Raw genomic sequence first — 23,180 nt, forward strand, 5'->3', positions numbered from 1 at the left:
TTCAGGCCCAGCAGGTCAGGGGGCGGCCGCCGTTGTAGGCGACCATGTCGCGGAAGGCGGCGCCCGGGTTCAGCGGCTGCCCGGACTCCTCGGCGTAGACGCTGTGCAGGTTGCCGACGATGCGCTCGACGTCGGTCCACTCGGCGAAGCGGCCGAGGTCGGTCTCGCGCGCCAGTTCCAGCGGGCTCAGCCCGGCTTCGCGGCCGCGTGCGGCGACGTCGAGGACGAAGCGCAGGTAGTCCAGCACCTCGTCGATCACCTCCGGGCCGCACACCGGCCCGTGGCCGGGCACGATCGTGGCCGCGCCCAGGGGTTTCAGGAAGTTCTCCAGCACCTCGATGGATCCGCGCACCGATCCCGACAGCAGGAACGGGGTGCCGCCGTGGAACACCAGGTCCCCGGCGAACAGCACCGAGTGCTCCGGGATCCACACCACCACGTCGTTGCTGGTGTGCGCCGGACGCCCGGGGTGGATCAGCTCGCAGCGCAGGTCGTCGGCCCACACCGAGATCCGGTCGGTGAAGGTCAGGAACGGCAGCTGCAGCTCCAGATCCCCGTAGTCCACTTCGGACCAGATGCCGTCGTTGGCGGGCAGCCCCAGGGCGCTCATCTCCGCCCGCGCCCGCTCGTGGGCGACGATGGTGGCGTTCGGGAAGAACCCGTTGCCCGCGGTGTGATCCGGGTGGTGGTGGGTGTTGACCAGGGTCCGCACCGGGGCGCTGGTCACCTCGCCGATGGCGGCGAGCAGCTCGCGGGTGCGGCGCTCGGTCGCGCAGGCATCGATGCACACCACGCCCGAGCGGCCGACCACGAACCCGCTGTTGTTGATCATCCAGCTGCCGTCGGGCTGGACGAAGGCGTGCACGCCGTCGGAGATCTCCTCGGCTCGTCCCGGCCGCGGCCCGCTCATCGCGGCTCCTGCACGCAGGTGTTGCGCTGCACGCCGATCCCGGAGATCCCGGCCTCCATCACGTCGCCGGGCCCGAGCCAGCGCTGCCACTTGCCGCCGTTGCCCGCCGGGCTGCCGGTCAGCACCAGGTCGCCCGGGTGGAGGGTGGTGGCCGTGGACGCGGCGGCGATGATCGCCTCCACGTCGAACAGCAGGTTCGCCGGCACGTCGGACTGCTTGCGCTCGCCGTTGAGGTCGAGGGTGATCTCCAGCTCCCGGTAGTCCGGCAGCACCTCGACCGGGACGATGAACGGGCCGGTGGGCAGGAACGTCGGCCGGTTCTTCGCGCGGATCCAGTCGCCGCCCAGCGGCCGGTGCTCCGGCGGGAACTGCAGGTCGCGGGCGCTGATGTCGTTGCAGACGGTGAACCCGGCGACGTGCTCCATCGCACGTTCGCGCGGCACCCGGTGCGCGGTCTTGCCGATCACCGCGGTCAGCTCGACCTCCCAGTCGACCTTCGCCGACTCGGCGGGCAGCAGCACGTCGTCGTCCGGGCCGCAGATCGCGGCGGGCAGTCCGGCGAAGAAGAACGGGCTGCCCGTGCGGGCCTTCTCGTCCATCATCGTCTCGGCCTCGCGGCGCAGTTCCTCGTCGCTGCGGGTGTCATCGGGTTCGCGGCCCGACAGCACGATCTCGGCGACGTGGCTGCGGTAGTTCGCGCCCGCCTGGAAGATCTGGCGCGGCATCACCGGCGGCTTCACGGTCAGCTCGGCCAGCGGTCTGCCGCCGCCGTCGGCGAGCCCCGCCGCCAGGTCGGGGAGCCGGGTGCGCACCGATTCCCAGTCGTCCAGCAGGTCCCGGACCGTGGCCGCCTCCAGCGGCAGCACCCGGTCGCCCGAGACGAGACCGGCGAACTCACCGCTCCCATCCGAGAAGGTCCCCAGCGCGTAGCCGTCGACCCGTCGCGTCATCGCGTCCTCCTTCGACGCGTCCGACGCTAAGGGCCCCGAGGGTGACCGCGGAAATGCGCAGCGTGAATACCAGCTATGGCACGACGGACAGCAGCTGCTCGCGCAACCAGCGGTGTCCGGGGTCGGCGTCGCGGCGGCTGTGCCAGTAGGCGGATTCGCGCACCGGCCGCAGCTCGAACTCGGGTTCCAGCAGCACGATGCCCGCGGCGGGAGCGAGCTGCTGCCCGAGGCTCTCCGGGATGATGGTGACCATGTCGGTGCCTGCCATGAGGAACGGCATGGTGATGAAGTTGACCGAGGTCGCCTCCGGTCTCGGCGTCACCCCGGCGCGCTCGATGTCCTCGTCCATGAGGCTGCAGCCGTTGGGCGGCGCGAACGCCAGGTACGGGTGCTGCTCCAGGGCCCGCAGCGGCAGCACCCCGGCCTCGGCGAGGGGGTGCTGCGACCACACCGCGCCCACGTAGCGGTCCCGGACCACCGGCGCGCTGGAGCACGAACCCGACAGCATCTCCTCGCCCAGCACCTCGGGCAGGATGACCAGGTCGACCTCGTCGCGCTCGACCATCCGCGCGGCATCGCCCGACAGCGACCCGAGTTCCAGGCGGACGTTGGGCACCAGCCCGTTGACCCGCGCCAGCAGCGGCCGCATGATCACCACGCCCACGTAGTCGCTGGCCACGAGGTTGAACGTCCGCTCGTCGCGGGCCGGGTCGAAATCCGGGGGCGCGACGATGTGCTGCTCGATGGTGGCCAGAACCTCCCGCACCGGCTCGATCAGCGCCTCGCCGCGCGGGGTCAGCCGCAGGTAGCGGCCCTGCCGGACCAGCAGCGGGTCGCCGAGGATCTTGCGCAGCCGGGCCAGGGCCGTGCTGGTCGCCGGCTGCGACATGTGCAGCCGCTCGGCGGCGCGGGTGACGTTCTGCTCGCGCAGCAGCGCGTCCAGCACGACCAGCAGGTTCAGATCCACCTGAGCGAGGTTCACCCGGGCCCCCTTCCAGCGCCGTTGCGACCCCGCGATCCTACGAGCCCGCTCAGCCCGGGGTCGGCGCGGCGACCCGCCTGACCGGGGCGCCGGTCCTGGCCACCACCTCCTCCTCGGTGACGCCCGGCGCGAGGCCGACCAGGGCGAAGCCGTCGGGGGTGACGTCGAGGACGGCGAGGTCGGTGATCACGCGGTCGACCACGCCCGCCCCGGTCAGCGGCAGCGCGCAGCGCTCGACGAGCTTCGGGCCGCCGTCCTTGGCGACGTGATCGGTGAGCACCACGATCCGGCGCGCGCCGACGACCAGGTCCATCGCGCCGCCCATGCCCTTGACCAGGGCGCCCGGGATCGTCCAGTTCGCCAGGTCGCCGTTGGCGCCGACCTGCAGCGCGCCCAGCACGGCGATGTCAATGTGCCCGCCTCGCATCATCGCGAACGAGGCGGCCGAGTCGAAGAAGCTCGCGCCGGGGTTGACCGTGACGGTCTGCTTGCCCGCGTTGATGAGGTCCGGGTCCTCCTCGCCCTCGAACGGGAACGGGCCGACGCCGAGGATGCCGTTCTCGCTCTGCAACGTCACCTCCACGCCGTCGGGGACGTGGTTGGCCACCAGGGTGGGGATGCCGATGCCGAGGTTGACGTAGTCGCCGTCGCGGAGTTCGGCGGCGGCCAGAGCCGCCATCTCGTCCCGAGTCCAGGCCATGTGCTGCTCCTAGTTCGTCGCGGCGGCGCGGGGGCGCACCGTGCGCTTCTCGATGTCCTTGACCCGCGGCCGGGCCCGCACGAGGCGGTTCACGTAGATGCCGGGGGTGACGACGTGCTCGGGGTCGAGGTGCTCGTCGCTGAGGTGCTCGGCCTCCACGACCGTCACCCGCCCGCAGGTGGCGACCACGGGGTTGAAGTTGCGGGAGCTCGCCCGGTACACGAGGTTGCCCGCCGGGTCGGCGGTGCGGGCGTGCACCAACGCGACGTCGGCGACGATCGCGCGTTCCTGCACGTAGGTGCGCCCGTCGAACTCGGCGTGCGGCTTGCCCTCGGCGACCGGGGTGCCGACCCCGGCGCGGGTGTAGAACGCGGCGATGCCCGCTCCCCCGGCCCGCATCCGCTCCGACAGCGTGCCCTGCGGCGCGAACTCGACCTCCAGGGTCTTGTCGAGGTACTGCTGGGCGAACAGCTTGTTCTCCCCGACGTAGGACGAGATCGCCTTGGCGACCTGCTGGTTCTCCAGCAGCAGGCCGAGGCCCTTGCCGTCGACGCCCATGTTGTTCGACACCACCGTCAGCCCGGTGACCCCGCTGTCGCGCACGACCTCGATGAGGTCGTTGGGCACGCCGCTGAGCCCGAACCCGCCGACCGCCAGCGTCATGCCGTCGGTGAGCACGCCGGCCAGCGCCTCCTGCGCGTCGCTCCGCAGCTTCGACACCTCGTCACCTCTTCCCGTCCAACTACCGGACGCGTGGGAGTAAAGGCGGATGCTGCTGCTGACCGCAAGATTCGCGCGTGATCCGGTCACCCACCGAGCAGCGGTGGTGTGTCGCGTTCACTCAGCGGACGCTATTGTCGGGTCGTGGCGGACAACCATCTCGTCGGCAAGATCGGCGCCCTGCTGCGCGCGCTGTCGGCCAGGAACACCGGCGCGGCCACGACCGACCTCGCCCGCGACACCGGGCTCCCCCGCCCGACCGCGCACCGGCTGCTGACCTCGCTGGCCGAGGAGGGCTTCGTCGACCGCGACCAGCAGACGGGCAGCTGGTTCCTCGGCCCGGAGCTGTACCTGCTCGGCCAGACCGCCGGGACCCGCTACGACGTCACCCGGCAGGCCCGCGACAGCGTCCACCGGCTGGCCGCCAAGACCGGCGAGAGCGCGTTCTTCTCCGCGCTGCGCGGCGAGGAGACGGTCTGCCTGGTGCGCGAGGACGGCGACTTCCCGATCCGCTCCTTCGTCCTCTACGAGGGCGCCCGCTTCCCGCTCGGCGTGGTCTCGGCGGGCCTGGTCCTGCTCGCCTTCCAGGACGACGCGACCATCGACGCCTACCTGGCCCGCACCGACCTCACCACCCGCTGGGGACCCGAGCACGCCCCGGAGGCGATCCGCGACCGCATCGCCCGCACCCGGCAGACCGGCTACGCCCTCAACCCGGGCCTGGTCGTCGAAGGCAGCTGGGGCATGGCCGCCGCGGTCTTCGACCCCCAAGGCCAACCGGCCTGGGCCCTCACCCTCACCGGCATCGAGTCCCGCTTCAAACCCACCCGCCAACCCGACCTCGGCACCCTCCTCCTCCACGAAGCCCACACCCTCACCCGAACCCTCAACCCCCGCTGACCACCCCACCGGTCAAATCCTGCGGTATTCGTCGGGTCAAAAACCGCAGGATTTGACCGGTCGAATACCGCGGTTTTTGACCGGTCGAATACCGCAGGATTTGTCCCGGGTGGCGTGTCGGGTGGCGCGGGTCAGGTGATGCCCGCTGCGATGGCGAGGGCCGCCGCTTCGCCTCGGGTGGTGACTTCGAGCTTCTTGAGGACTCCGCCCATGTGGAACTTGATGGTGCTCTCGGTGACGCCGAGTTCGGCGGCGATGGTCTTGTTCCGCTTGCCGCGCGCCACCAGGGTGAGGACGTCGAGTTCGCGGCGGTTCAGGCCGGCCAGGCGGGTTTCGCCCGCGTGCTCGGGCGTGGTCTCCAGGGGCAGGTCGATGACGGCACGGCTGCCCCAGCCCGGGGTCGCCTCCAGGTCGATGCTGCCGCCGAGGGTGCGGGCGCGGCCGTCGAGCTGACGCCGCAGCATCGTCACGTCCAGAGCACCGGAGTGGTCGTCGCGGACGTCCACGCGCAGCGAGTCCTCGCTGCAGAACCAGGCGATGCGCAGCCGGGTCAGCTCCGGCTGAGCGGTGAACGCGAGCACGACGGTGCGGGTCATCGCCCGTGCCGCGTAGGCGATTTCGCCCGGCAGGGGCCGGGAGTCCTTGGCGGGGGCGACGAATTCCACCTCGGCCTCGTGATGCCGCAAGGTCTCGCGGATCTCCTTGCGCAGCTCGCCGAACGCCGACTGGGCGGGCTCCTCCGACAGGGCGGCGTCGGACTGCGGGGCCGAGCGGGTCGCCACCAGCGCCGAGGCCGCGGCTTCGGTGGCGGCGATGCGGGCGCGGTGGTCGTCCAGGCCGCTGGAGCGCAGCGCGGACAGGATCGTGACCAGCGCCGTCTCGTGCGTGGCGACGAGTTCGGCGATGGTGCGGGCGCGTTCGCTCGACGCCGCGCGCGACTCGGCGAGGTAGTCGGGGCTGGCCTGCGCGACCTGCTGGCGGATCGAGGTCGCCACGATGCCGAACAGCCCGGCCAGCAGCTCCGGCTGCGGCACCTGCCGTCCCGAGCCGCGTGGCACCAGCACCAGCAGCGTGCCGATCCGGTCCCGCATCGCCCACACCCGGCGCTCGCCACCGCCCAGCGTGGCGGTGGTGCTGGACCAGCCGCCGAGCTCGACATCGGCCTTGATCCGGTCCAGCTCCTCGATGGTGATCTTGTCCACGACGCCGGGAGCACCGGCGATCTTGCGGGGACGGCCGGTGCACTCGCGGGTGAAGATGACCAGCGCGGTGTGCGGCCACCGGTCGGCCAGCGCCCGGGAGAACCGGGGCGCGATCTCGTGCAGCGGCCCGTCGATCACGGTGCGCAGCGAGGTCAGGGCGTCTTCGACGTCGAACACGACGCGGATCCTACCGGCCTGAACTCGACGGAGGTCGGGGTTTGTCCGTCCTTCCGATCAGGTGGCCGCACGCCGTCACGGCCATACGGTTTCCTCGGTCGTGCCCCGCGCGCGCATCGGTTCACCTGCGAAGAAAGAAGAGGACGCATGCCACAACAGGTCCGCGGCGTGATCGCCCGCGCCAAGGGCGCCCCCGTCGAGCTCGTCGACATCGTCGTCCCCGACCCCGGTCCGGGCGAGGTCGTGGTGTCCGTGGCCGCCTGCGGGGTCTGCCACACCGACCTGACCTACCGCGAAGGCGGGATCAACGACGAGTACCCGTTCCTGCTCGGCCACGAGGCCGCCGGAACGGTGGAGAGCGTCGGCGAGGGCGTCGAGACGGTGCAGCCGGGTGACTTCGTGGTCCTCAACTGGCGCGCCGTCTGCGGCACCTGCCGGGCCTGCAAGCGCGGTCGCCCGCAGTACTGCTTCGACACGTTCAACGCCGAGCAGAAGATGACCCTGACCGACGGCACCGAGCTGTCCCCGGCCCTGGGCATCGGCGCGTTCGCCGACAAGACCCTGGTGCACGCCGGTCAGTGCACCAAGGTCGACCCGACCGCCGACCCGGCCGTCGTCGGCCTGCTCGGCTGCGGCGTCATGGCCGGGCTCGGCGCCGCGGTCAACACCGGCGGGGTGAGCCGCGGCGACACGGTCGCGGTCATCGGCTGCGGTGGTGTCGGCGACGCGGCCGTCATGGGCGCCCGGCTGGCCGGGGCGTCGAAGATCATCGCCGTGGACCGGGACGCCCGGAAGCTGGACTGGGCCCGCGACCTGGGCGCCACCCACACCATCGACGCCTCCCAGAACGACAGCGTCGCCGAGATCCAGGCGCTGACCGGCGGTTTCGGCGCCGACGTGGTCATCGACGCGGTCGGCCGCCCGGAGACGTGGAAGGAGGCCTTCTACGCCCGCGACCTCGCCGGCACCGTCGTGCTCGTCGGCGTGCCCACGCCGGAGATGACCCTGGAGGTGCCGCTGCTGGACGTCTTCGGCCGCGGCGGTTCCCTGAAGTCCTCCTGGTACGGCGACTGCCTGCCGGAGCGCGACTTCCCGATGCTGGTCGACCTGCACCAGCAGGGCCGGTTGCCGCTGGAGAAGTTCGTGACCGAGCGCATCAAGCTCGACGAGGTCGAGGAGGCGTTCCACACCATGCACGCCGGCGACGTGCTGCGGTCGGTGGTGGTCCTGTGAGCGAGCTGATCGTCGAAAGAGTCATCACCTCGGGGGTTTTCGCCCTCGACGGCGGCGAGTGGGCGGTCGACAACAACGTCTGGCTCGTCGGCGACGACGATGACGTGGTGGTCATCGACGCGGCCCACGACAAGGAGCCGATCATCGAGGCCGTCGGCGACCGCAACGTCACCGCGGTCCTGTGCACCCACGGCCACAACGACCACGTCACGGTCGCCCCGCAGCTGGGAGCCGAGCTGGACGCGCCGGTGCTGCTGCACCCGGGCGACCAGCGGCTGTGGGACATGACCCACGAGGGCGAGCGGTTCCGGGAGCTGGCCGACGGCGACCTGATCCCGGTCGCGGGAACCTCCCTGGAGGTCCTGCACACCCCGGGCCACTCCCCCGGCTCGGTGTGCCTGCACCTGCCCGAGGCCAAGGCGCTGTTCACCGGCGACACCCTGTTCTCCGGCGGACCGGGCGCGACGGGGCGGTCCTTCTCGGACTTCCCGACGATCATCACCTCGATCGGCGAGCGCCTGTTCACCCTGCCCGGCGACACCCGAGTCCACACCGGACACGGCGACGGCACCACGATCGGCACCGAGGCCCCCAACCTCGACGACTGGAAGGCCCGCGGCTACTGATCCGCCCCGGCGCGCAGCGCGAACCCCGCGCTGCGCGCCGCGCTTCCTCGACGCGCTAACGTCCTCCGCGAACCCGGGGAGGACGCGATGACCGCCGCACGACGATCGACCCTCGCGCCGGAGCAGATCGCGAGTCTGCTGCGCGAACGCATCTACGGCGGTATCGCCTGCCTGAGCACGCTTCTCGTCCTGCTGCGCCACCTCGATGAGAGCCCGTCGGCCTGGTCGGCGTTCCTCGACGTCGCGGTGACCAACGGCAGCCTCTGGGCCGCGAGCCTGTTCGCCGACTACCTCGCGCACCTCACCGCCCACGGCAAGGGCCCGCGCGGCGCGGAACTCCTGCACGCGCTGCGCGCCTCCGGGCAGATCCTCGAAGCCGCGATCGCCCCGCTGCTGCTCGTCCTGCTCGCCGCCCTCGGCGTGCTGCCCCTGCACATCGCCCTGTGGACGGCGGTCGGCCTCTCCGTCGGCGCCCTCGGCCTCTTCGCCCTCCTGGCCGCCCGACGCACCCGGCTCCCGTGGTGGAAGCGCATCCTCATCGTCCTCGTCCTGCTCGCCCTCGGAATCCTGGTCGTCGGAATCAAAATCCTCAGCCACTGAGCGCTGCCCACCCCCGTCGCCCGCGAACCCTCGGCAGGGGACAGTTTTTCCTCGAATCACCCATGATCAATATCCGTTTTGCCCGGACAGTTCTCACTAAAACTGTCCCCTCCCCACCACGACAGCCACGAACGACCCCTCAAGACGCACCCATCACCCCGAAAATCGGTTGAAGGCGACCACCTCGCGATGCTTAAGTGCGGCGAGTCCCGTCGACGACCGAGTGCGGGAGCGATCGGAGCAGCATGGACGACGAGAGCTTTCTCGACCACGTCGCCAATCGGCTGATGGAGTTGCCGGGGGTTCAGGCCGTGACGCTCGGCGGGTCGCGTGCTCGAGGCACTCACGGGCCGATGAGCGATTGGGATTTCGCGATCTACTACCGGGGCGACTTCGACCCGGGCGATCTGCGGGCCATCGGGTGGCCGGGTGAGGTCTCCGAGCTCGGCGGCTGGGGTGGCGGGGTGTTCAACGGTGGGGCGTGGCTCACGATCGACGACCGGCACGTCGACGTGCACTACCGCGATCTCGACGTCGTCGAGCGCGAACTCGCAGAGGCGCGGGACGGGCGGTTCCGCTGGGAGCCGTTGATGTTCCACCTCGCCGGTATCCCCACCTACCTCGTGGTCGCCGAACTCGCCCTGAACCGCACGTTGCGCGGTGACCTCCCGCGTCCCGACTTCCCGGAGGCGCTCCGGAAATCGGCTCCACCGATCTGGCGCGACCGGGCGAACCTCACGCTCCAGTACACCCGCGGCGCCTACGCCGACCGTGGCCAAGCCACCGAGGTCGCAGGCGCCCTGGCCACGGCCGCCATGCACACCGCGCACGCCGTTCTCGCAGCACGCGGCGAATGGGTCACCAACGAGAAGCGGCTACTGCACCGGGCCGACCTGCGCGACATCGACTCGATCACCGCACGCCTGGCACCCGACACCCCAGCCCTTCACCGCGCCATCACCGATGCCGAAAGCCTCTTCCACAACGCCCTCGCCGAAGCGGTCGGCACTGATCAGGCCTGAGCCTGGTCGGCCCACTCGGTTGCCAGGACGGAATACAGGTGGGAGTCGCGCCAGGCTCCGTTGGTGAAGACGTGGTCTCGGAGGGTTCCTTCGCGGACGAAGCCGAGTTTCTCGACCACCGCGAGGCTTGCGGCGTTGTCCGGGCCGATGGCCGCCGTGACGCGGTGCAGCCCCAGAGAACCGAACGCGTGGTTGAGGATCGTGCGGGCGGCGTCGGTGGCGTAGCCCTTGCCCTGGTGGTCGGCGGCGATGGCATAGCCGAGCTTGGCTGCCTTGACGCCGGTCAGGCCGAGTCGGGCGAAGCCCACCAGTTCGTCGCCGTCCTTCGGCGTCACCGCCAGGTAGAACTCCGTCCTGGGTTCCAGGGCCGCGCGCTCGACGGTGCCGGCGATCATCGCCTCGGCCTGATCCCGTGACCGCGAGTCGAACGACAGGAACCGGGTCACCCGGTCATCGCCCACCACCAGCAAACTCGCGTCGACGTCGGAAGGCCGAAACTCCCGAAGCCGCACGTTCTCCCCTGCCAACTCCACCGCTTCTTCCCCACTTCCGCTGGACGGGGCGGCGAACCGGCCACCACCGCTTCCACTTCGCCACCATTGTTCCGATCCGGGTCGTGCTCGTGGTCGAAGTCGCCCCGAGTTCTCGTCACCGGATCGGGTTCTCGCTACGCTCGAGGTCGTCTCTTCGCGGAAGAGGGTCCCGGTCGACGGCCGCGGGCCGCGCGGGGAGGTCCTTCCGCGAAGGGGTGATCCGTCGTGACCGACGAGCTTGCGGGCAAGAGCATCGGCGAACGAATCCAGATCATCCGGGAACGGCGTGGCAAGTCCCGCCCGGTCGTCGCCGGACTCGTGGGCCGCTCCGCCGAATGGCTGAAAGCGGTGGAGAAGGGCCGGTTGCAGCCGCCGCGCTGGGACAAGCTCGTGCAGCTGGCCGATGCGCTCGGAGTTCACGACCTGAGCGAACTCACCGGGGACAAGCCGCCCACCGCCATCCTCGCCAGGGGCACGCACGAAGTCGTCCCGGCCATGCGCGAGGCGATCGAGGAGACCAACCTCAGTGTTTCCCCGGATCCCCGACCGGATACGGCGGTGCTGCGCCGGCGGGTCACTGACGCATGGGCGTTGTGGCACTCCTCGCCGACGCCGCGCACGTCCGTGGGACGGGTTCTCCCCCAGATCATCCGGGACGGACGCCGAGCAACCCGAATCCTCGACGGCGACGAGCGTCGGCAGGCCCACGCCGCGCTGTCAGCGGCCTACGCCCTGGCCGAACAGGCGCTCGCGTGGGTGTCGGACTCGGCGCTGCTGTGGTTGTCGGCGGATCGCTGCATGTCCTCGGCGGAGCAGGCCGACGACCCTGCCGCGCTCGCCGGAGCCGCGTGGGTCGTCGGCAACGTGTGGCGAGCCACCGGACGGGAAGACGACGCGTACCGCCTCATGACCGACGCGGCCAACCTGCTCGAACCGCACCTCAACAGCGAAAACGGCGACACCGTCCGGGCGTTGTGGGGATCGTGCCGCCTGCACACGGCCATCACGGCCGCCCGCATGGGGCGGGAGGGCGACGCACTCCGGGATCTCGACCAGGCGGACGCGATGGCGCAACGGCTCCCCGGCGATTACGCGCACCCGTGGACGTTGTTCGGTCGCGCCAATACCGACCTCACGGGCGTGTCGGTGCACGTCGATCTCCGAAAGTCCGGGCGTGCGATCGACGCGGCCGAGCAGATCGACCCCGATTCGGTGCCGTCGGTGGACCGCCGGGCCCGGCTGTGGTTGGAAACAGCGCGCGCGTACCACCAGCGCAAGGACTACACCGCGACGTTGCACGTGCTGCAGCGAGCCACGAAGATCTCCGCCGAGTCGATGCAGTGCCACCCGGTGTCGCGAGGCATCGCCGGTGACCTCGTGACCTCAGGCGGGCGCATGATCCAGTCGGATGCGCGAGGACTCGCCCAGCAGCTCGGGCTGACCGTGTAACCCGTCCGCGCAGCGAGGTACACCCCGTACCCGTCGCTGCGGTGCGGCATTCCGTACCCGGCGTCGCGCGCTTCGCGGTCCAGAGTTGCGCGCATGTACGGAACATGTTCGGGCAGCCGCACCGAATCCAACAACGACACCGACCGAGACCGTCACGCTCGGACCGTGTCCACCCGCTTCCACTGGCGACCCGCAGCGGGCGCCCGCCACGCCTTTCCCGCAGACCTGACCGACGCCCGGGACGCCGAAGCGCTCTGCGGCGAGATCGCCGAGATCCCCGACATCCCGACCGAGCTCAACTGGATCACCGATCCGACCTGCGCCCGGTGCTGGGACCGACTTCGCCCCGACGACCCCGCCCTCGAACCCCGCGCCACCACCGCCCGCTGACCCCGCACACCGACCCCGGGGACAAATCCTGCGGTATTCGACCCGACAAAACCTGCGGTTTTTGACCGGTCAAAACCTGCGGTATTTGTCCCCGGGACGGGTCAGGCTGCGAGGAGGTCGTCGATCTGGTTGATGGCTGCGGAGGCGCCTTCGACGACTCCCATGTCGAGGACCTGCTGGAGGGCTTCAGCCGAGGTGTAGCGGCTGGTGTAGGTGACTCGGGTGCCGCCCTCGACCGCCTCGAAGGTGTAGGTGTTGTGGGAGACCGGCATGTCCGGCAGGGGGTTGAAGTCCTCGTCGGCGAAGCCGTCCTCGAAGGTGAACTCGCGGGGTTCGTCGACGGTCTTGACCTCCCACCAGCCGCAGTGCTTCTGCCCTTCCGGGCTGGTCATGTAGTAGTTGATCCGGCCGCCCGGGGTCAGGTCGTGGTCGACGAACGTGGCCGGGTAGGTGGGCGGGCCCCAGATCTTCTCCAGCTGACGCGGGTCGGCGTAGATCTGCCAGACGCGCTGCACCGGGGCGGCGAACTCCGCGGTGATGGTCAGGGTCAGCTCGTCGAGGCTGTGCTGAACGTCGGTGACAGGCATGGTCATTCTCCATCGCTGGTTCCGGTCGGCTCCTCGGTGGCGAGGAGTTCGTCGATGCGGGCGACGCGGCCGCGCCACACTTCCTCCAGTTCGCCCAGCATGGATGCCACTGAGCGCACCGCCTCCACCTCGCCGGTGGCGAGGTTCTCCCGGCCGCTGCGGCGCTTGGTGATCAAGCCCGCGCGTTCGAGAACGGCGACGTGTTTCTGCACCGCCGCGAAGCTCATGTCGTAGTTCGCGGCCAGCGCGGTCACCGAGTGCTCCCCGACCAGAACGCGGCGCAGGATGTCACGTCTCGTGCGGTCCGCGAGCGCGTGGAACAGCGCGTCCGCCCTGTCCTCCGCCTCGGTGTCGTCCACACGACCAACGTACAACCGATTGGTTGTAGATCACAAGTGGTGACGGGTGTGCGGTCCGCGCGGCGGGCGAGCCGAGGACAGGACCGCGCAGGTGATCACCAGGGCGGCCAGGACGAGTGCGGTCGCGAGGAGTTCGGTCCAGAGCATGGTCAGCTCCCGGGGTGGGGACGTGCGGAGCGGCGGGCGCGCAGGCTGGTCAGGGTGACCGCGGCGAGCACGAGCACGATGACCGCCAGCGAGATCGGCGTGGGGATCTCCGGGACCTGCGGCCAGATCCCGTGGGCCCAGTGCAGGACGAGCTTCGCCCCGATGAACCCGAGGATGATCGCCAGCCCGTGGTTGAGGTGCACGAGCTTGGCCAGCGCCGTGTGCAGCACGAAGTACAGGGCGCGCAGGCCGAGCAGGGCGAAGGCGTTGGTGGTGAACACCAGGTACGGGTCGGCGGTGATGCCGTAGACCGCGGGAACCGAGTCGACCGCGAACACCACGTCGGTGGCGAACACCGCCACCACCACGACCGCCAGCGGCGTCAGCGCGCGACGCCCGGCCTCGGTCACCACCAGCTTGGGACCGCGGTAGTCGTCGGTGACCGGCATCAGCCGCCGCAGCAGCCGCACCGAGCGCATCTCGGAGACGTCGCGGTCGAACTCCTGACCGGACAGGGCTTCGCGCAGGATCTTCACGGCCGTGGCGAACAGGACCAGGCCGAACACCAGGAACGCCCAGGTCCCGGCCTGCAGCAGCGCGGCACCGAGGGCGATGAAGATCCCGCGCAGCACTAGCGCGCCGACGATGCCGTAGAGCAGCACCCGCTGCTGCAGGGCGCTCGGCACCGAGAACCCGGACAGCAGCAGCATGAACACGAACAGGTTGTCGACCGACAGGGACTTCTCCACCACGTAGCCGGTGAAGAACTCCAGCGCCGGACTCCCGCCGTGCCAGCCCCACAGCAGCAGCGCGAACAGCAGCGGCAGCGCGATGTAGAACACCGACCAGCCGAGCGCTTCGCGCATCCCGACCTCGTGGGGTTTGCGGGTGATGGCGAAGTCCAGGGCCAGCAGCGCGAGCAGCACGGCGATGCTGACCGCCCACATCCAGGGTGATCCCACCGAGACATCAGCGGAGGCGAGGACGAGCATGGCGACTCCCGAACAGCACGTGGCGGTCCGGGGTCTCCTTCACCCTCCCGGGCCGGCCCGCCGGGGACGCGTGGGGCGTCCGTGCTGACCGGCGCGACCGTTTGCGAAGTACTCCCCCCGTCGACCCGGGATATCCCAGATCGGGGGCGGGCAAACGCCTCCGGTCAGTCCTGCCGGGCTGCGGTGCGGCCGGCTCGGCGGCCGAAGTAGGAGGCCTCGCCGAGCTGGATGCCCGAGGCGTAACCCTTGCCGTCGACGGCGATGTTGGAGGCGCAGGCCCCGGCCGCGTAGGCGCCGGGGATGGTCGTGCCGTCCTCGCGGAGCAGCCGGCCGTCGACGGTGACGCGCAGGCCGCCGCAGGAGAAACCGGCGTAGAAGCACTTGCCGGGGGTGAGGTCGTAGGCGCCCCACGGGCCGTTGTCGAGCGGCGTCAGGTATTCGGGGGCCTTGCGGAACTCCGGGTCCTCGCCGCGGGCCGCGGCCTCGTTGTAGGAGTCCAGGGTCGCGGCCAGCGCACCCGCCGGGATGCCGAGGGCCTGCTCCATCTCCTCGACGGTGTCCCAGCCGTCGACCAGCGGCTGGAAGCGGTAGCTGGGCTCGACCATCGTGGCCTCGTCGAGGATCAGGTAGGCCTCGCGGTCGGGTTGTTCGAAGACGAACGCCGAGGTGCGGGAGTGGTAGGAGTCCTCGTTGACGAAGCGCTTGCCGAGCTTGTTGACGACGATGCCGCGCAGCGCCTCGCCCGGCGGGTAGAACGGGCCGGTCAGGAACACCTCACCGAGGTGGTCGGCCACACCGCCGACGGACTGGCCCATCCGGATGCCCAGACCGTCGTCGTAGGTGTTGCCCAGCGCCATGCCGTTGCTCTCCACCGCCAGCAGGTCGGGGGCGTGGGTCTCCAGCATCTCGCGGTTGAGCACGAATCCGCCCGCGGCGATCACCACCGCGCCGGCCTTGATGGCACCGGTGCCGTCGAGGTCCTTCCAGGTCACGCCCGCGACCCGGTCGCCGTCGAGGACCAGCGCCGTCGCGGAGGTCTCCCAGCGGACCTCCACGCCCTGCTCCGCTAACTTGTCCAAGGCCAGTCCGACGACGAGCGCGGCGCCGCCGGTGTCGCCCGCGACCGGGACCTTGTGGCCGCGCGGAACGGGTTTGACGACGTCGGCGACGTCCAGGCACTTCTCGTTGCCGGTGAAGCTCAGACCCTCGGTGCCCGGCTGGACGACGGCCTTGTGCGGGTAGAACGAGCGGTTGAACCGGAACCCGAGGGATTCCAGCCACCGGAAGTGCTCGACGCTGTCGTCGGCGTAGGCGCGGATCTTGGCCGGGTCGCACTCCGGTGACATCAGCGCGAGGTAGTCGGCCATCGCCTCCGGCGAGTCGTCCCAGCCGGTCTCCTGCTGGACCTCGGTGCCGCCGCCGAGGTAGAAGTGCCCGCCGGCCATCGCGCTCGTGCAGGTCAGGCGGCCACCGGCGTCGAGGACCAGGACGTTCGCGCCCGTCGAGCGGGCTTCCAGCGCGGCGCTCACGCCGGCCATGCCCGCGCCGATCACGACGACGTCGACCTCGTCGGACCAGGCGCTCACCGACTCGACCGACACCGGATCAGGGATCTCCACACCCACGAGCCCACCCACCTAGAACGCGCTCCACCGTCACAACCACCCGATCACACACCAACGCCGAAACACCCTGTTCCCAGTCGATGTTCGACGCCCGACGACCGGACCAAGTCGGACTGTAACATGTTCTACTGCTGCGTGGGTGGGGGAAGTTTTCATGAAAACCTCCCGTTCTCCGAGGGAGGGAGGTTTTCATGAAAACTTCCCTCCCCCACCAGAGGTGACGGTTCCAGGAGGACCTTCTGACCTGGGACGGGTTCGGGGAGATCGCAGTTTTCATGAAAACCTCCCGTTCCCCGGGGGAGGGAAGTTTTCATGAAAACTGCGCGACCACCGGACGCGTGGACGCGCGGTGGTCCCTGGGGTCGGGACCACCGCGCGTCGGGGGTGGATCAGTGGATCGTTGGGGTCAGTGGGTAGCTGGGGTCAGTGGGTTGCTGCTTTTTCGGCGCCTGCTCCGGTTAGGGAGCGGACCTCCATCTCGGCGTACTTGTCCTCCAGGTGCTCCTTGGACAGGACCGTGCCCAGCCAGCCGAAGAAGAACGCCGCCGGGATCGACACCAGGCCCGGGTTCTGCAGCGGGAACCAGTGGAAGTCCACGTTCGGCAGCATCGCTTCCTCGCTGCCCGACACCGCCGGGGAGAACACGATCAGCACGACCGTGGTGGTCAGACCGCCGTAGATGCTCCACAGCGCGCCGGAGGTGTTGAACCGCTTCCAGAACAGCGAGTACAGGATCGTCGGCAGGTTCGCCGAGGCCGCCACCGCGAACGCCAGCGCCACCAAGAACGCCACGTTCTGGTTTCGGGCCAGGATGCCGCCGACGATCGCGACCAGGCCGATGACCACCGCGGTGATCCGGGCGACCCGCACCTCCGCGTTCTTGTCCTCGACCTCGCCCTTCTTGATCACGTTGGCGTAGATGTCGTGCGCGAACGACGCCGAGGCGGTGATGGTCAGACCCGCGACCACCGCCAGGATCGTGGCGAAGGCGACCGCAGCGATGAACCCGAGCAGCAGCGGCCCGCCCAGCGCCTGGGCCAGCAGCGGTGCCGCGGAGTTCGACGAACCCGGTGCGGCCTTGATCGCCTCCGGACCCACGACGGCCGCCGCGCCGTAGCCCAGGACCAGCGAGAACAGGTAGAACAGGCCGATCAGCCAGATCGCCCACACCACCGAACGCCGCGCCTCCTTGGCGGTGGGCACGGTGTAGAAGCGCATCAGCACGTGCGGCAGACCCGCGGTGCCCAGCACCAGCGCGATGCCCAGCGACAGGAAGTCCAGCTTGCTGACCTCCGACTTGCCGTACTTGGCACCGGGGTTGAGCAGCTTCTCGCCGGAGGACGCGCGGTCCACGGCCGCTTGCATCAGGCCGGAGAAGTCGAAGCCGTGCATCGCCAGCGTCCACACCGTCATCACCGCGGCACCGCTGATCAGCAGCACCGCCTTGATGATCTGCACCCACGTGGTGCCCTTCATGCCGCCGACCAGCACGTAGACGATCATGATGACGCCGACGACGCCGATCACCACCGCCTGACCGGTGCCGCTGGACACGCCCAGCAGCAGCGAGACCAGCACGCCCGCACCGGCCATCTGCGCCAGCAGGTAGAAGAAGCTGACCATCAGCGTCGAGGTCGCCGCCGCGGCCCGCACCGGGCGCTGCCGCATCCGGAACGCCAGGACGTCGCCCATCGTGTACTTGCCGGTGTTGCGCAGCAGTTCGGCCACCAGCAGCAGCGCGACCAGCCAGGCGACCAGGAAGCCGATGGAGTACAGGAACCCGTCGTAGCCGTAGAGCGCGATTGCGCCGACGATGCCCAGGAACGACGCCGCCGACAGGTAGTCACCGGCGATCGCGATCCCGTTCTGCGGCCCGGAGAACGCGCGGCCGCCCGCGTAGTAGTCGGCGGCGCTGCGGGTGTTGCGGCTGGCGCGCAGCACGACGACCAGCGTCACCACGACGAACGCGGCGAAGATTCCGATGTTGAGCAGCGGGTTGCTTCCTTGCAACCCCTGCGCGAGGTGGTTCATCCCAGCTCCTTGTGGGGGTCAGGAGGCGTCTTCGACGCGGGCGCGGACGCGCTCGGCCACCGGGTCCAGGTTCCGGTTGGCGTAGCGCACGTAGATCGTGGTGATGGCGAACGTGGACACGAACTGCAGCAGGCCCAGCACCAGGCCGACGTTGACGTTGCCCACGAGCTTGATCGACATGAACCCGTGCGCGTAGTCGGCCAGCAGCACGTAGACCAGGTACCAGACCAGGAACAGCGCCGAGACCGGGAAGACGAACGCCCGCAACCGCCGGCGCAGCAGCGCAAAGTCCTCGCTGGCGTGCGCCTCGTGCCAGACGTCGTCGGTGGGCGGCGGGTTGGCGGAGTCGGTGGTGCTCACGGATCCTCCCTAACGTGTGAGGAGCGCCACGCTAAGGAAGCCGCGAGCCGCCGCGGGAGGCGTGCGGGACCGATGACGACGCCCGCGGGACGAACGGTCGACGAACGGCCGGTCGACCACGACGAGCGGTCCGGTTGGTGTCCGGCCTGTGACACGCGCGTCAACCGCTAGCGACGCGACGTTTCGTCGAGGTGCAGGCGCAGCACGGCGGTCTCGGCCCACGGCGGGGTCTTGCCGCGCAGCGAGATCGCGATCATGGTCGCGAACGCCAGCGGCACCGCCCACGGCGCGGGCTGGGCGACCAGGATCGCGGGCAGCCCCTCCAGCGGCGGGCCGAACAGCGTCGCCGCGATCGCCCCCGAGGTCGCGGTCAGCCCGACGAGCATCCCCCACAGCGCCCCGGTGCGGGTCAGCCTCGGCCACCACACCCCGAGCACCAGCAGCGGGCAGAACGTCGCCGCCGCCACGGTGAATCCCCAGGTCACGAGGATTCCCGCGGACAGGTGCGTGGCGGGCAGCGCCAGCAGCACCACCACCGCCGCCGCGCCCAGCACGGTCCAGCGCAGCTGGCCCAGACCACCGGGGGTGAGGTCGTGCGAGATCGCGCCGGAGACCACCAGCAGCAGCCCCAGCGAGGTCGCCAGGAACGCCGCGAACGCACCGCCGGTGAGCAGCGAGGTGAACAGCGTCCCGGCCCACCCGGTGTCGACCCGGGCCGGGAGCCCGACCACCACCGAGTCGGTGACGCCCGAGAGGTAGAGCTGCGGCATCAGCACCCGGCCGAGCGCGCCGTAGATGCCGGGGAACAGGTAGAAGCAGCCCAGCAGCAGCACGGTCATCGCCGCCGCGCGGCGGGCGGCGCGGCCGTCGCGGCTGGTGTGGAAGCGCACGATGACGTGCGGCAGGCCCATCGTGCCGAACAGGGTCGCCACCAGCACCGCCCAGGTGCCCAGCAGCGGGTGGTCGGCGTTCTCCAGGTCCAGCAGCGGCCGGGTCCAGTCGGGTCCGCCGGGCACGTCGATGCCGTCGATCTCGGGCACCGCCGCCCCGGCCGGGAACGTCAGCGTCCGCCCTGCGTCGATCTCGTGCGAGCCCGGTGGCAGCGGCACCGGTCGTCCGTCGAGGTCGCGGGCGGTGACGGGTTCGGCGACGTCGAGGTCGACGGCGACGCGGAAGGTCACCGGGGTGTCCTGGGCGAAGCGGGTGAACTGCACCGGGTGCAGCGCCTCCTGCCGCACCTCCGGGCCCACCTGCAGGAGCAGCCACACCGCCGGAACCGCGAACAGCACGAGCTTGAGGCAGAACTGGAAGGCCTGCACGTAGGTCGCCGCGCGCATCCCGCCCAGCGCGAGGGTGATCGACACGGCGGCGCCGGCGATGACCACGCCCACCCAGTACGGGGTTCCGCTGACGACGCTGAGCACCAGCCCGGCGGTGCGGAACTGCGGCACCAGGTACAGCCCGCCGATGATGAGCACCACCACCGCGGCCAGCCGCCGCAGCTCCGGGGAGGCGAAGCGCGCCTCAGCGAAATCGGGCACCGTCAGCGCGCCGGATCGGCGCATCGGCGCGGCCACCAGCACCAGCATCGCCACGTACCCGGCGGTGAAACCCACCGGGTACCAGAGGGCTCCGACGCCGTTGGACAGCATCAGCCCGGCCACGCCCAGGAACGACGCCGCCGACAGGTACTCCCCCGACACCGCCGCCGCGTTGACCAGCGGCGACACCTGCCGGGAGGCCACCAGGAAGTCCGAGGTGGTGCGCATCGCCGCGACCCCGCGCAGCCCGATGAGCAGGGTCAGCAGCACCACCGCCGCGACCGCGATCAGCGCGAACACGCCTCAGCGCTCCTCGACGCGTTCGGCGCCGCGCAGCTGCCAGAAGGCCAGCGCGGCCATCGCCGGGAACGGCAGCAGCACCAGCATCAGCCACGACACCGGCACGCCCGCCACCCGCAGCTCGTCGAGCACCGGTGCGGCGGCGAACACCAGCGGCAGCCCGAACACCAGCGCGCACAGCAGCAGCAAGGTCACCGCGCCCCGCCGGCGCTGCGCGCGGTGGAGGTCGCGGGCGCGCAGCTGCTCGCCGGGTTCGAGGCGGGGCGCGCGCCAGCGCCGCCGCAGGGTGCGGCGGGCGTGGGCGACGCGGGTCTGCGGGCTGGTGACCGCCACGCGCTGGCGAGCTCCGCTCATCCGCGTCCCCGAGGGTTGGCCAGTTCGGCGTTGCGGGCGCTCTCCAGCAGCCGTTCCCGCAGTTCGCGGGCGTGCCGTCGGCTGACGGGGACGTCACCGGCCTCGGTGTGGGCGTTGAGGGCCCCGGCGGAGTCGCTGCGCAGTTCCCGCACCGCCGCCAGCGACAGCAGGAAGCTGCGGTGCACCCGCACGAAACCGGCGCTCTCCCAGTACTCCTCGAGTCGCGACAGCGGCATCCGCACGACGTGCACGCCGTTGCGGGTGTTGAGCCGCACGTAGTCGCCGTGGGCCTCGACGAACAGCACCTCGCTGCGCCGCACGTAGCGGGTGCGCCCGGCGGTCTCCACCGGCAGCGCCACCATCGCGTCCGGCTGCTGCGCGGGCACCGGCGGGACGGCGTCCTCAGCGGACAGCAGCCGCGTCACCCGGTCCAGCGCGGCCGAAAGACGTTCGGCGCGCACGGGTTTGAGCAGGTAGTCGACCGCGCCGATGTCGTAGGCGCGCACCGCGTGCTGCTCGTAGGCGGTGACGAACACGATTACCGGCGGCTCGCTCAGCTTCGCCAGCAGCGACGCGAGCTCCATGCCGTCCAGGCCGGGCATGGCGATGTCCAGGAACACCACGTCGAACCGGTCGCTCTGCAGCGTGCGCAGGGCGCTGAGGGAATCCGAGGCGGCCACGACCTCCCCGACCTCGGGAGCCTCGCGCAGCAGCCTGCACAGCTCGTCGAGCGCCGGTGCGAGGTCGTCGACCGCCAGCGCGCGCAGTCCTTCGCTCAACTCGGCACCACTCCCGGATGGAATCGCGGGACGCGGACCACCACGCGGGTGCCCGCTCCCTCGGCGGTTTCCACGACCAGCCCGTACCAGGCGCCGTAGACGCTGCGCAGCCGCCGGTCGACGTTGGCCAGACCGACCGAGTCGGCGGGCCCCTGACCGGCCAGGATCGCCTCGGCCTCGGCGGGGTCCATGCCGACGCCGTCGTCCTCGACGCTGATGATCAGGTCGCCGCCCTCGGCCTCGCCGAGCACCTGCACGGTGCCGACGCCCTCGGAGTCGGGGGTGAACCCGGGCTCCAGGCCGTGCCGCACCGCGTTCTCCACCAGCGGCTGCAGCACTAAGTAGGGGATCGCCACGGCCAGCACCTCGGGGGCGACGCGGATCTGCACCCGCAGCCGTTCGCCCAGCACGGCGCGCTGCAGCGCCAGGTAGGTCTCGATGGCGTGGAACTCGTCGGAGACGGTCGTGTAGTCGCGGTGCCGGGCCAGGCCGTAGCGGATGAACTCGGCGAAGTCGAGCATCAGCTCGTGCGAGCGGTCGGGGTCCGAGCGCGCCAGGGACCCGATGACGGTCAGCGCGTTGTACATGAAGTGCGGGGAGATCTCGGCGCGCAGGGCGCGCAGCTCGGCCTGGGCGGCCAGCTCGGCGGAGTCCTCCAGCCTGCCGTGCTCCAGGGCGTCCTCGACCCAGGCGGTGGCCTCGCGCACCGCCGACATCCGGACCTCGCCCTCGACGACGAGGACGCCGGCGAGCTCGTCCTGCACCAGCAGCGGCATCGCGACCAGCGGCGGGCGGCCGCTGCGGGTCTCGGTGTGCAGCACGTCGGCGACGGCGGTGACCGCGTCGGCCTCGGCCTTCACCCCGCCCGACCACTGCAGCGCGCCCGACAGGTCGCTGAGGCCGACCGCGTCCACGGCCAGCAGCCTGCGCAGGTCCCGCAGGGCGCTCGGCACCCCGGGACCGGCGGGTCCGGCGCGCAGGTTGACGGCCAGCCGGCGGGCCGTGCGCAGCACCGATTCGGAGTCCGAGCGCCGCGGCAACCACGCGCCGGACTGCGGCAGGCGGTTGGTCGGAACGGGCATCGAGCACTCCACATCGCCGTTGACGGTTGTCGGGATGTTAATCCGAACGGCTGACCTGGGCGAGACCGCTCATCAACCGCTCGTCGCGCGGCGGGGGCGTTCGGCCGCGTCAGCACGACGGTCGGTCGCGCACCCGGTGCCCCAGATCACGGGAGTTGCCTACGTTGCGTTGTCGAGCACCACGCACCGAGCAATGCAGGGAGTGTCCGTGAGCAACGAGGCCCACGCCCAGTACCCGCCGTCTGAGGAGTTCGCGGCGCAGGCCAACGCCACGTCGGCGCTGTACCAGGCCGCTGATGCCGATCGGGAGGCGTTCTGGGCCGAGCAGGCCGGGCGCCTGTCCTGGCAGAACCGCTGGGACCAGGTCCTGGACTGGTCCAACGCACCCTTCGCGAAGTGGTTCGTCGGCGGCACCCTCAACGTCGCCTACAACTGCGCCGACCGCCACGTCGAAGCAGGCCACGGCGACCGCGTCGCCATCCACTGGGAAGGCGAACCCGGCGACTCGCGCACCATCACCTACGCCGAACTCCAGCGCGAGGTCTCCCGCACCGCCAACGCCCTCGCCGAACTCGGCGTCGGCAAGGGCGACCGCGTCGCCATCTACCTGCCGATGCTGCCCGAGGCCG

At 70.7% G+C, this 23,180-nt stretch carries 25 protein-coding genes; 8 read left to right on the plus strand and 17 right to left on the minus strand.

From position 1 onward, the window contains the following. Nucleotide 1: 1 nt before the first annotated feature. The 5 genes from BM424_RS27650 to BM424_RS27670 form a co-directional block, all read right to left on the minus strand. Nucleotides 2–910, minus strand: coding sequence for an MBL fold metallo-hydrolase (locus tag BM424_RS27650; RefSeq protein ID WP_093424098.1), 909 nt, complete (start codon nt 908–910; stop codon nt 2–4). Next, a complete protein-coding gene (locus BM424_RS27655; RefSeq protein ID WP_093424101.1) occupies nt 907–1,860 on the minus strand; it encodes a fumarylacetoacetate hydrolase family protein in 954 nt (317 codons plus the stop codon). The genes BM424_RS27650 and BM424_RS27655 overlap by 4 nt, the downstream gene beginning before the upstream one ends. A 73-nt stretch (nt 1,861–1,933) precedes the next feature. Next, nucleotides 1,934–2,827 (minus strand): LysR family transcriptional regulator, encoded by an 894-nt coding sequence (locus BM424_RS27660; RefSeq protein WP_139274188.1) that lies wholly within the window; start codon nt 2,825–2,827, stop codon nt 1,934–1,936. 64 nt (nt 2,828–2,891) lie between these two features. Then, nucleotides 2,892–3,542, minus strand: a complete 651-nt coding sequence (locus BM424_RS27665; protein WP_093424107.1) for a 3-oxoacid CoA-transferase subunit B — start codon at nt 3,540–3,542, stop codon at nt 2,892–2,894. A 9-nt stretch (nt 3,543–3,551) separates the two neighbouring features. After that, nucleotides 3,552–4,262 (minus strand): CoA transferase subunit A, encoded by a 711-nt coding sequence (locus BM424_RS27670; RefSeq protein WP_093424110.1) that lies wholly within the window; start codon nt 4,260–4,262, stop codon nt 3,552–3,554. A 144-nt stretch (nt 4,263–4,406) separates the two neighbouring features. On the opposite strand from BM424_RS27670, the gene BM424_RS27675 reads away from it, so the two are divergent. Next, nucleotides 4,407–5,162 (plus strand): IclR family transcriptional regulator, encoded by a 756-nt coding sequence (locus BM424_RS27675; RefSeq protein WP_093424113.1) that lies wholly within the window; start codon nt 4,407–4,409, stop codon nt 5,160–5,162. A gap of 131 nt (nt 5,163–5,293) precedes the next feature. On the opposite strand, the gene BM424_RS27680 is transcribed toward BM424_RS27675, so the two are convergent. Beyond that, nucleotides 5,294–6,541 carry a helix-turn-helix transcriptional regulator gene (locus BM424_RS27680; protein ID WP_093424115.1) on the minus strand — a complete coding sequence of 416 codons (1,248 nt, stop codon included), beginning with the start codon at nt 6,539–6,541 and terminating at the stop codon, nt 5,294–5,296. Between the two features lie 147 nt (nt 6,542–6,688). Between BM424_RS27680 and BM424_RS27685 the strand changes: the two genes are divergently transcribed. The 4 genes from BM424_RS27685 to BM424_RS27700 all read left to right on the plus strand — a co-directional run bounded on the left by BM424_RS27685 (nt 6,689) and on the right by BM424_RS27700 (nt 10,022). Next, nucleotides 6,689–7,774 carry an S-(hydroxymethyl)mycothiol dehydrogenase gene (locus BM424_RS27685; RefSeq protein WP_093424118.1) on the plus strand — a complete coding sequence of 362 codons (1,086 nt, stop codon included), beginning with the start codon at nt 6,689–6,691 and terminating at the stop codon, nt 7,772–7,774. Next, nucleotides 7,771–8,400, plus strand: coding sequence for an MBL fold metallo-hydrolase (locus BM424_RS27690; protein WP_093424120.1), 630 nt, complete (start codon nt 7,771–7,773; stop codon nt 8,398–8,400). Before BM424_RS27685 ends, BM424_RS27690 begins: the two co-directional genes overlap by 4 nt. Before the next feature lie 87 nt (nt 8,401–8,487). Next, nucleotides 8,488–9,000, plus strand: coding sequence for a hypothetical protein (locus BM424_RS27695; RefSeq protein ID WP_093424122.1), 513 nt, complete (start codon nt 8,488–8,490; stop codon nt 8,998–9,000). Between the two features lie 245 nt (nt 9,001–9,245). After that, nucleotides 9,246–10,022, plus strand: a complete 777-nt coding sequence (locus tag BM424_RS27700) for a nucleotidyltransferase domain-containing protein (RefSeq protein ID WP_093424125.1) — start codon at nt 9,246–9,248, stop codon at nt 10,020–10,022. On the opposite strand, the gene BM424_RS27705 is transcribed toward BM424_RS27700, so the two are convergent. Then, a complete protein-coding gene (locus BM424_RS27705; RefSeq protein WP_093424127.1) occupies nt 10,013–10,555 on the minus strand; it encodes a GNAT family N-acetyltransferase in 543 nt (180 codons plus the stop codon). The two genes, BM424_RS27700 and BM424_RS27705, sit on opposite strands and share 10 nt — an antisense overlap. A gap of 225 nt (nt 10,556–10,780) precedes the next feature. On the opposite strand from BM424_RS27705, the gene BM424_RS27710 reads away from it, so the two are divergent. Both BM424_RS27710 and BM424_RS27715 read left to right on the plus strand, forming a co-directional pair. Beyond that, nucleotides 10,781–12,004 carry a helix-turn-helix domain-containing protein gene (locus BM424_RS27710; RefSeq protein WP_093424130.1) on the plus strand — a complete coding sequence of 408 codons (1,224 nt, stop codon included), beginning with the start codon at nt 10,781–10,783 and terminating at the stop codon, nt 12,002–12,004. Nucleotides 12,005–12,169: 165 nt separating this feature from the next. Beyond that, a complete protein-coding gene (locus BM424_RS27715) occupies nt 12,170–12,394 on the plus strand; it encodes an HC3 family zinc finger protein (RefSeq protein WP_093424132.1) in 225 nt (74 codons plus the stop codon). 101 nt (nt 12,395–12,495) lie between these two features. Here BM424_RS27715 and BM424_RS27720 read toward each other — a convergent pair whose 3' ends face one another. From BM424_RS27720 to BM424_RS27765, 10 genes are all read right to left on the minus strand, one after another. Beyond that, the gene (locus tag BM424_RS27720) at nt 12,496–12,981 is read right to left on the minus strand and encodes an SRPBCC family protein (protein ID WP_093424135.1); all 486 of its coding nucleotides are present in this window, start codon (nt 12,979–12,981) and stop codon (nt 12,496–12,498) included. Between the two features lie 2 nt (nt 12,982–12,983). Next, nucleotides 12,984–13,340 (minus strand): ArsR/SmtB family transcription factor, encoded by a 357-nt coding sequence (locus BM424_RS27725; protein ID WP_175548293.1) that lies wholly within the window; start codon nt 13,338–13,340, stop codon nt 12,984–12,986. A 149-nt stretch (nt 13,341–13,489) separates the two neighbouring features. Beyond that, the gene (locus BM424_RS27730; RefSeq protein WP_093424139.1) at nt 13,490–14,479 is read right to left on the minus strand and encodes a TerC/Alx family metal homeostasis membrane protein; all 990 of its coding nucleotides are present in this window, start codon (nt 14,477–14,479) and stop codon (nt 13,490–13,492) included. A gap of 164 nt (nt 14,480–14,643) precedes the next feature. Continuing rightward, nucleotides 14,644–16,116 (minus strand): FAD-binding protein, encoded by a 1,473-nt coding sequence (locus BM424_RS27735; RefSeq protein WP_217649864.1) that lies wholly within the window; start codon nt 16,114–16,116, stop codon nt 14,644–14,646. A 411-nt stretch (nt 16,117–16,527) separates the two neighbouring features. Further along, a complete protein-coding gene (locus BM424_RS27740) occupies nt 16,528–18,135 on the minus strand; it encodes a solute symporter family protein (RefSeq protein WP_093424141.1) in 1,608 nt (535 codons plus the stop codon). Between the two features lie 18 nt (nt 18,136–18,153). Continuing rightward, a complete protein-coding gene (locus BM424_RS27745) occupies nt 18,154–18,495 on the minus strand; it encodes a DUF485 domain-containing protein (protein ID WP_093424144.1) in 342 nt (113 codons plus the stop codon). 167 nt (nt 18,496–18,662) lie between these two features. Then, nucleotides 18,663–20,336, minus strand: coding sequence for a sodium/solute symporter (locus tag BM424_RS27750; protein WP_093424147.1), 1,674 nt, complete (start codon nt 20,334–20,336; stop codon nt 18,663–18,665). Nucleotides 20,337–20,339: 3 nt separating this feature from the next. Then, nucleotides 20,340–20,690, minus strand: coding sequence for a hypothetical protein (locus tag BM424_RS27755; protein WP_093424149.1), 351 nt, complete (start codon nt 20,688–20,690; stop codon nt 20,340–20,342). Next, nucleotides 20,687–21,469 (minus strand): LytR/AlgR family response regulator transcription factor, encoded by a 783-nt coding sequence (locus tag BM424_RS27760; protein ID WP_093424152.1) that lies wholly within the window; start codon nt 21,467–21,469, stop codon nt 20,687–20,689. Before BM424_RS27760 ends, BM424_RS27755 begins: the two co-directional genes overlap by 4 nt. Further along, nucleotides 21,466–22,551, minus strand: coding sequence for a sensor histidine kinase (locus tag BM424_RS27765; protein ID WP_093424155.1), 1,086 nt, complete (start codon nt 22,549–22,551; stop codon nt 21,466–21,468). The genes BM424_RS27760 and BM424_RS27765 overlap by 4 nt, the downstream gene beginning before the upstream one ends. A gap of 208 nt (nt 22,552–22,759) precedes the next feature. On the opposite strand from BM424_RS27765, the gene BM424_RS27770 reads away from it, so the two are divergent. Beyond that, a partial coding sequence (locus BM424_RS27770) for an acetyl-coenzyme A synthetase N-terminal domain-containing protein (protein ID WP_425442084.1) occupies nt 22,760–23,180 on the plus strand: 421 nt, incomplete at its 3' end.

This window comes from Saccharopolyspora flava (genome assembly GCF_900116135.1).
GTDB classification, from domain to species: Bacteria; Actinomycetota; Actinomycetes; order Mycobacteriales; family Pseudonocardiaceae; genus Saccharopolyspora; species Saccharopolyspora flava.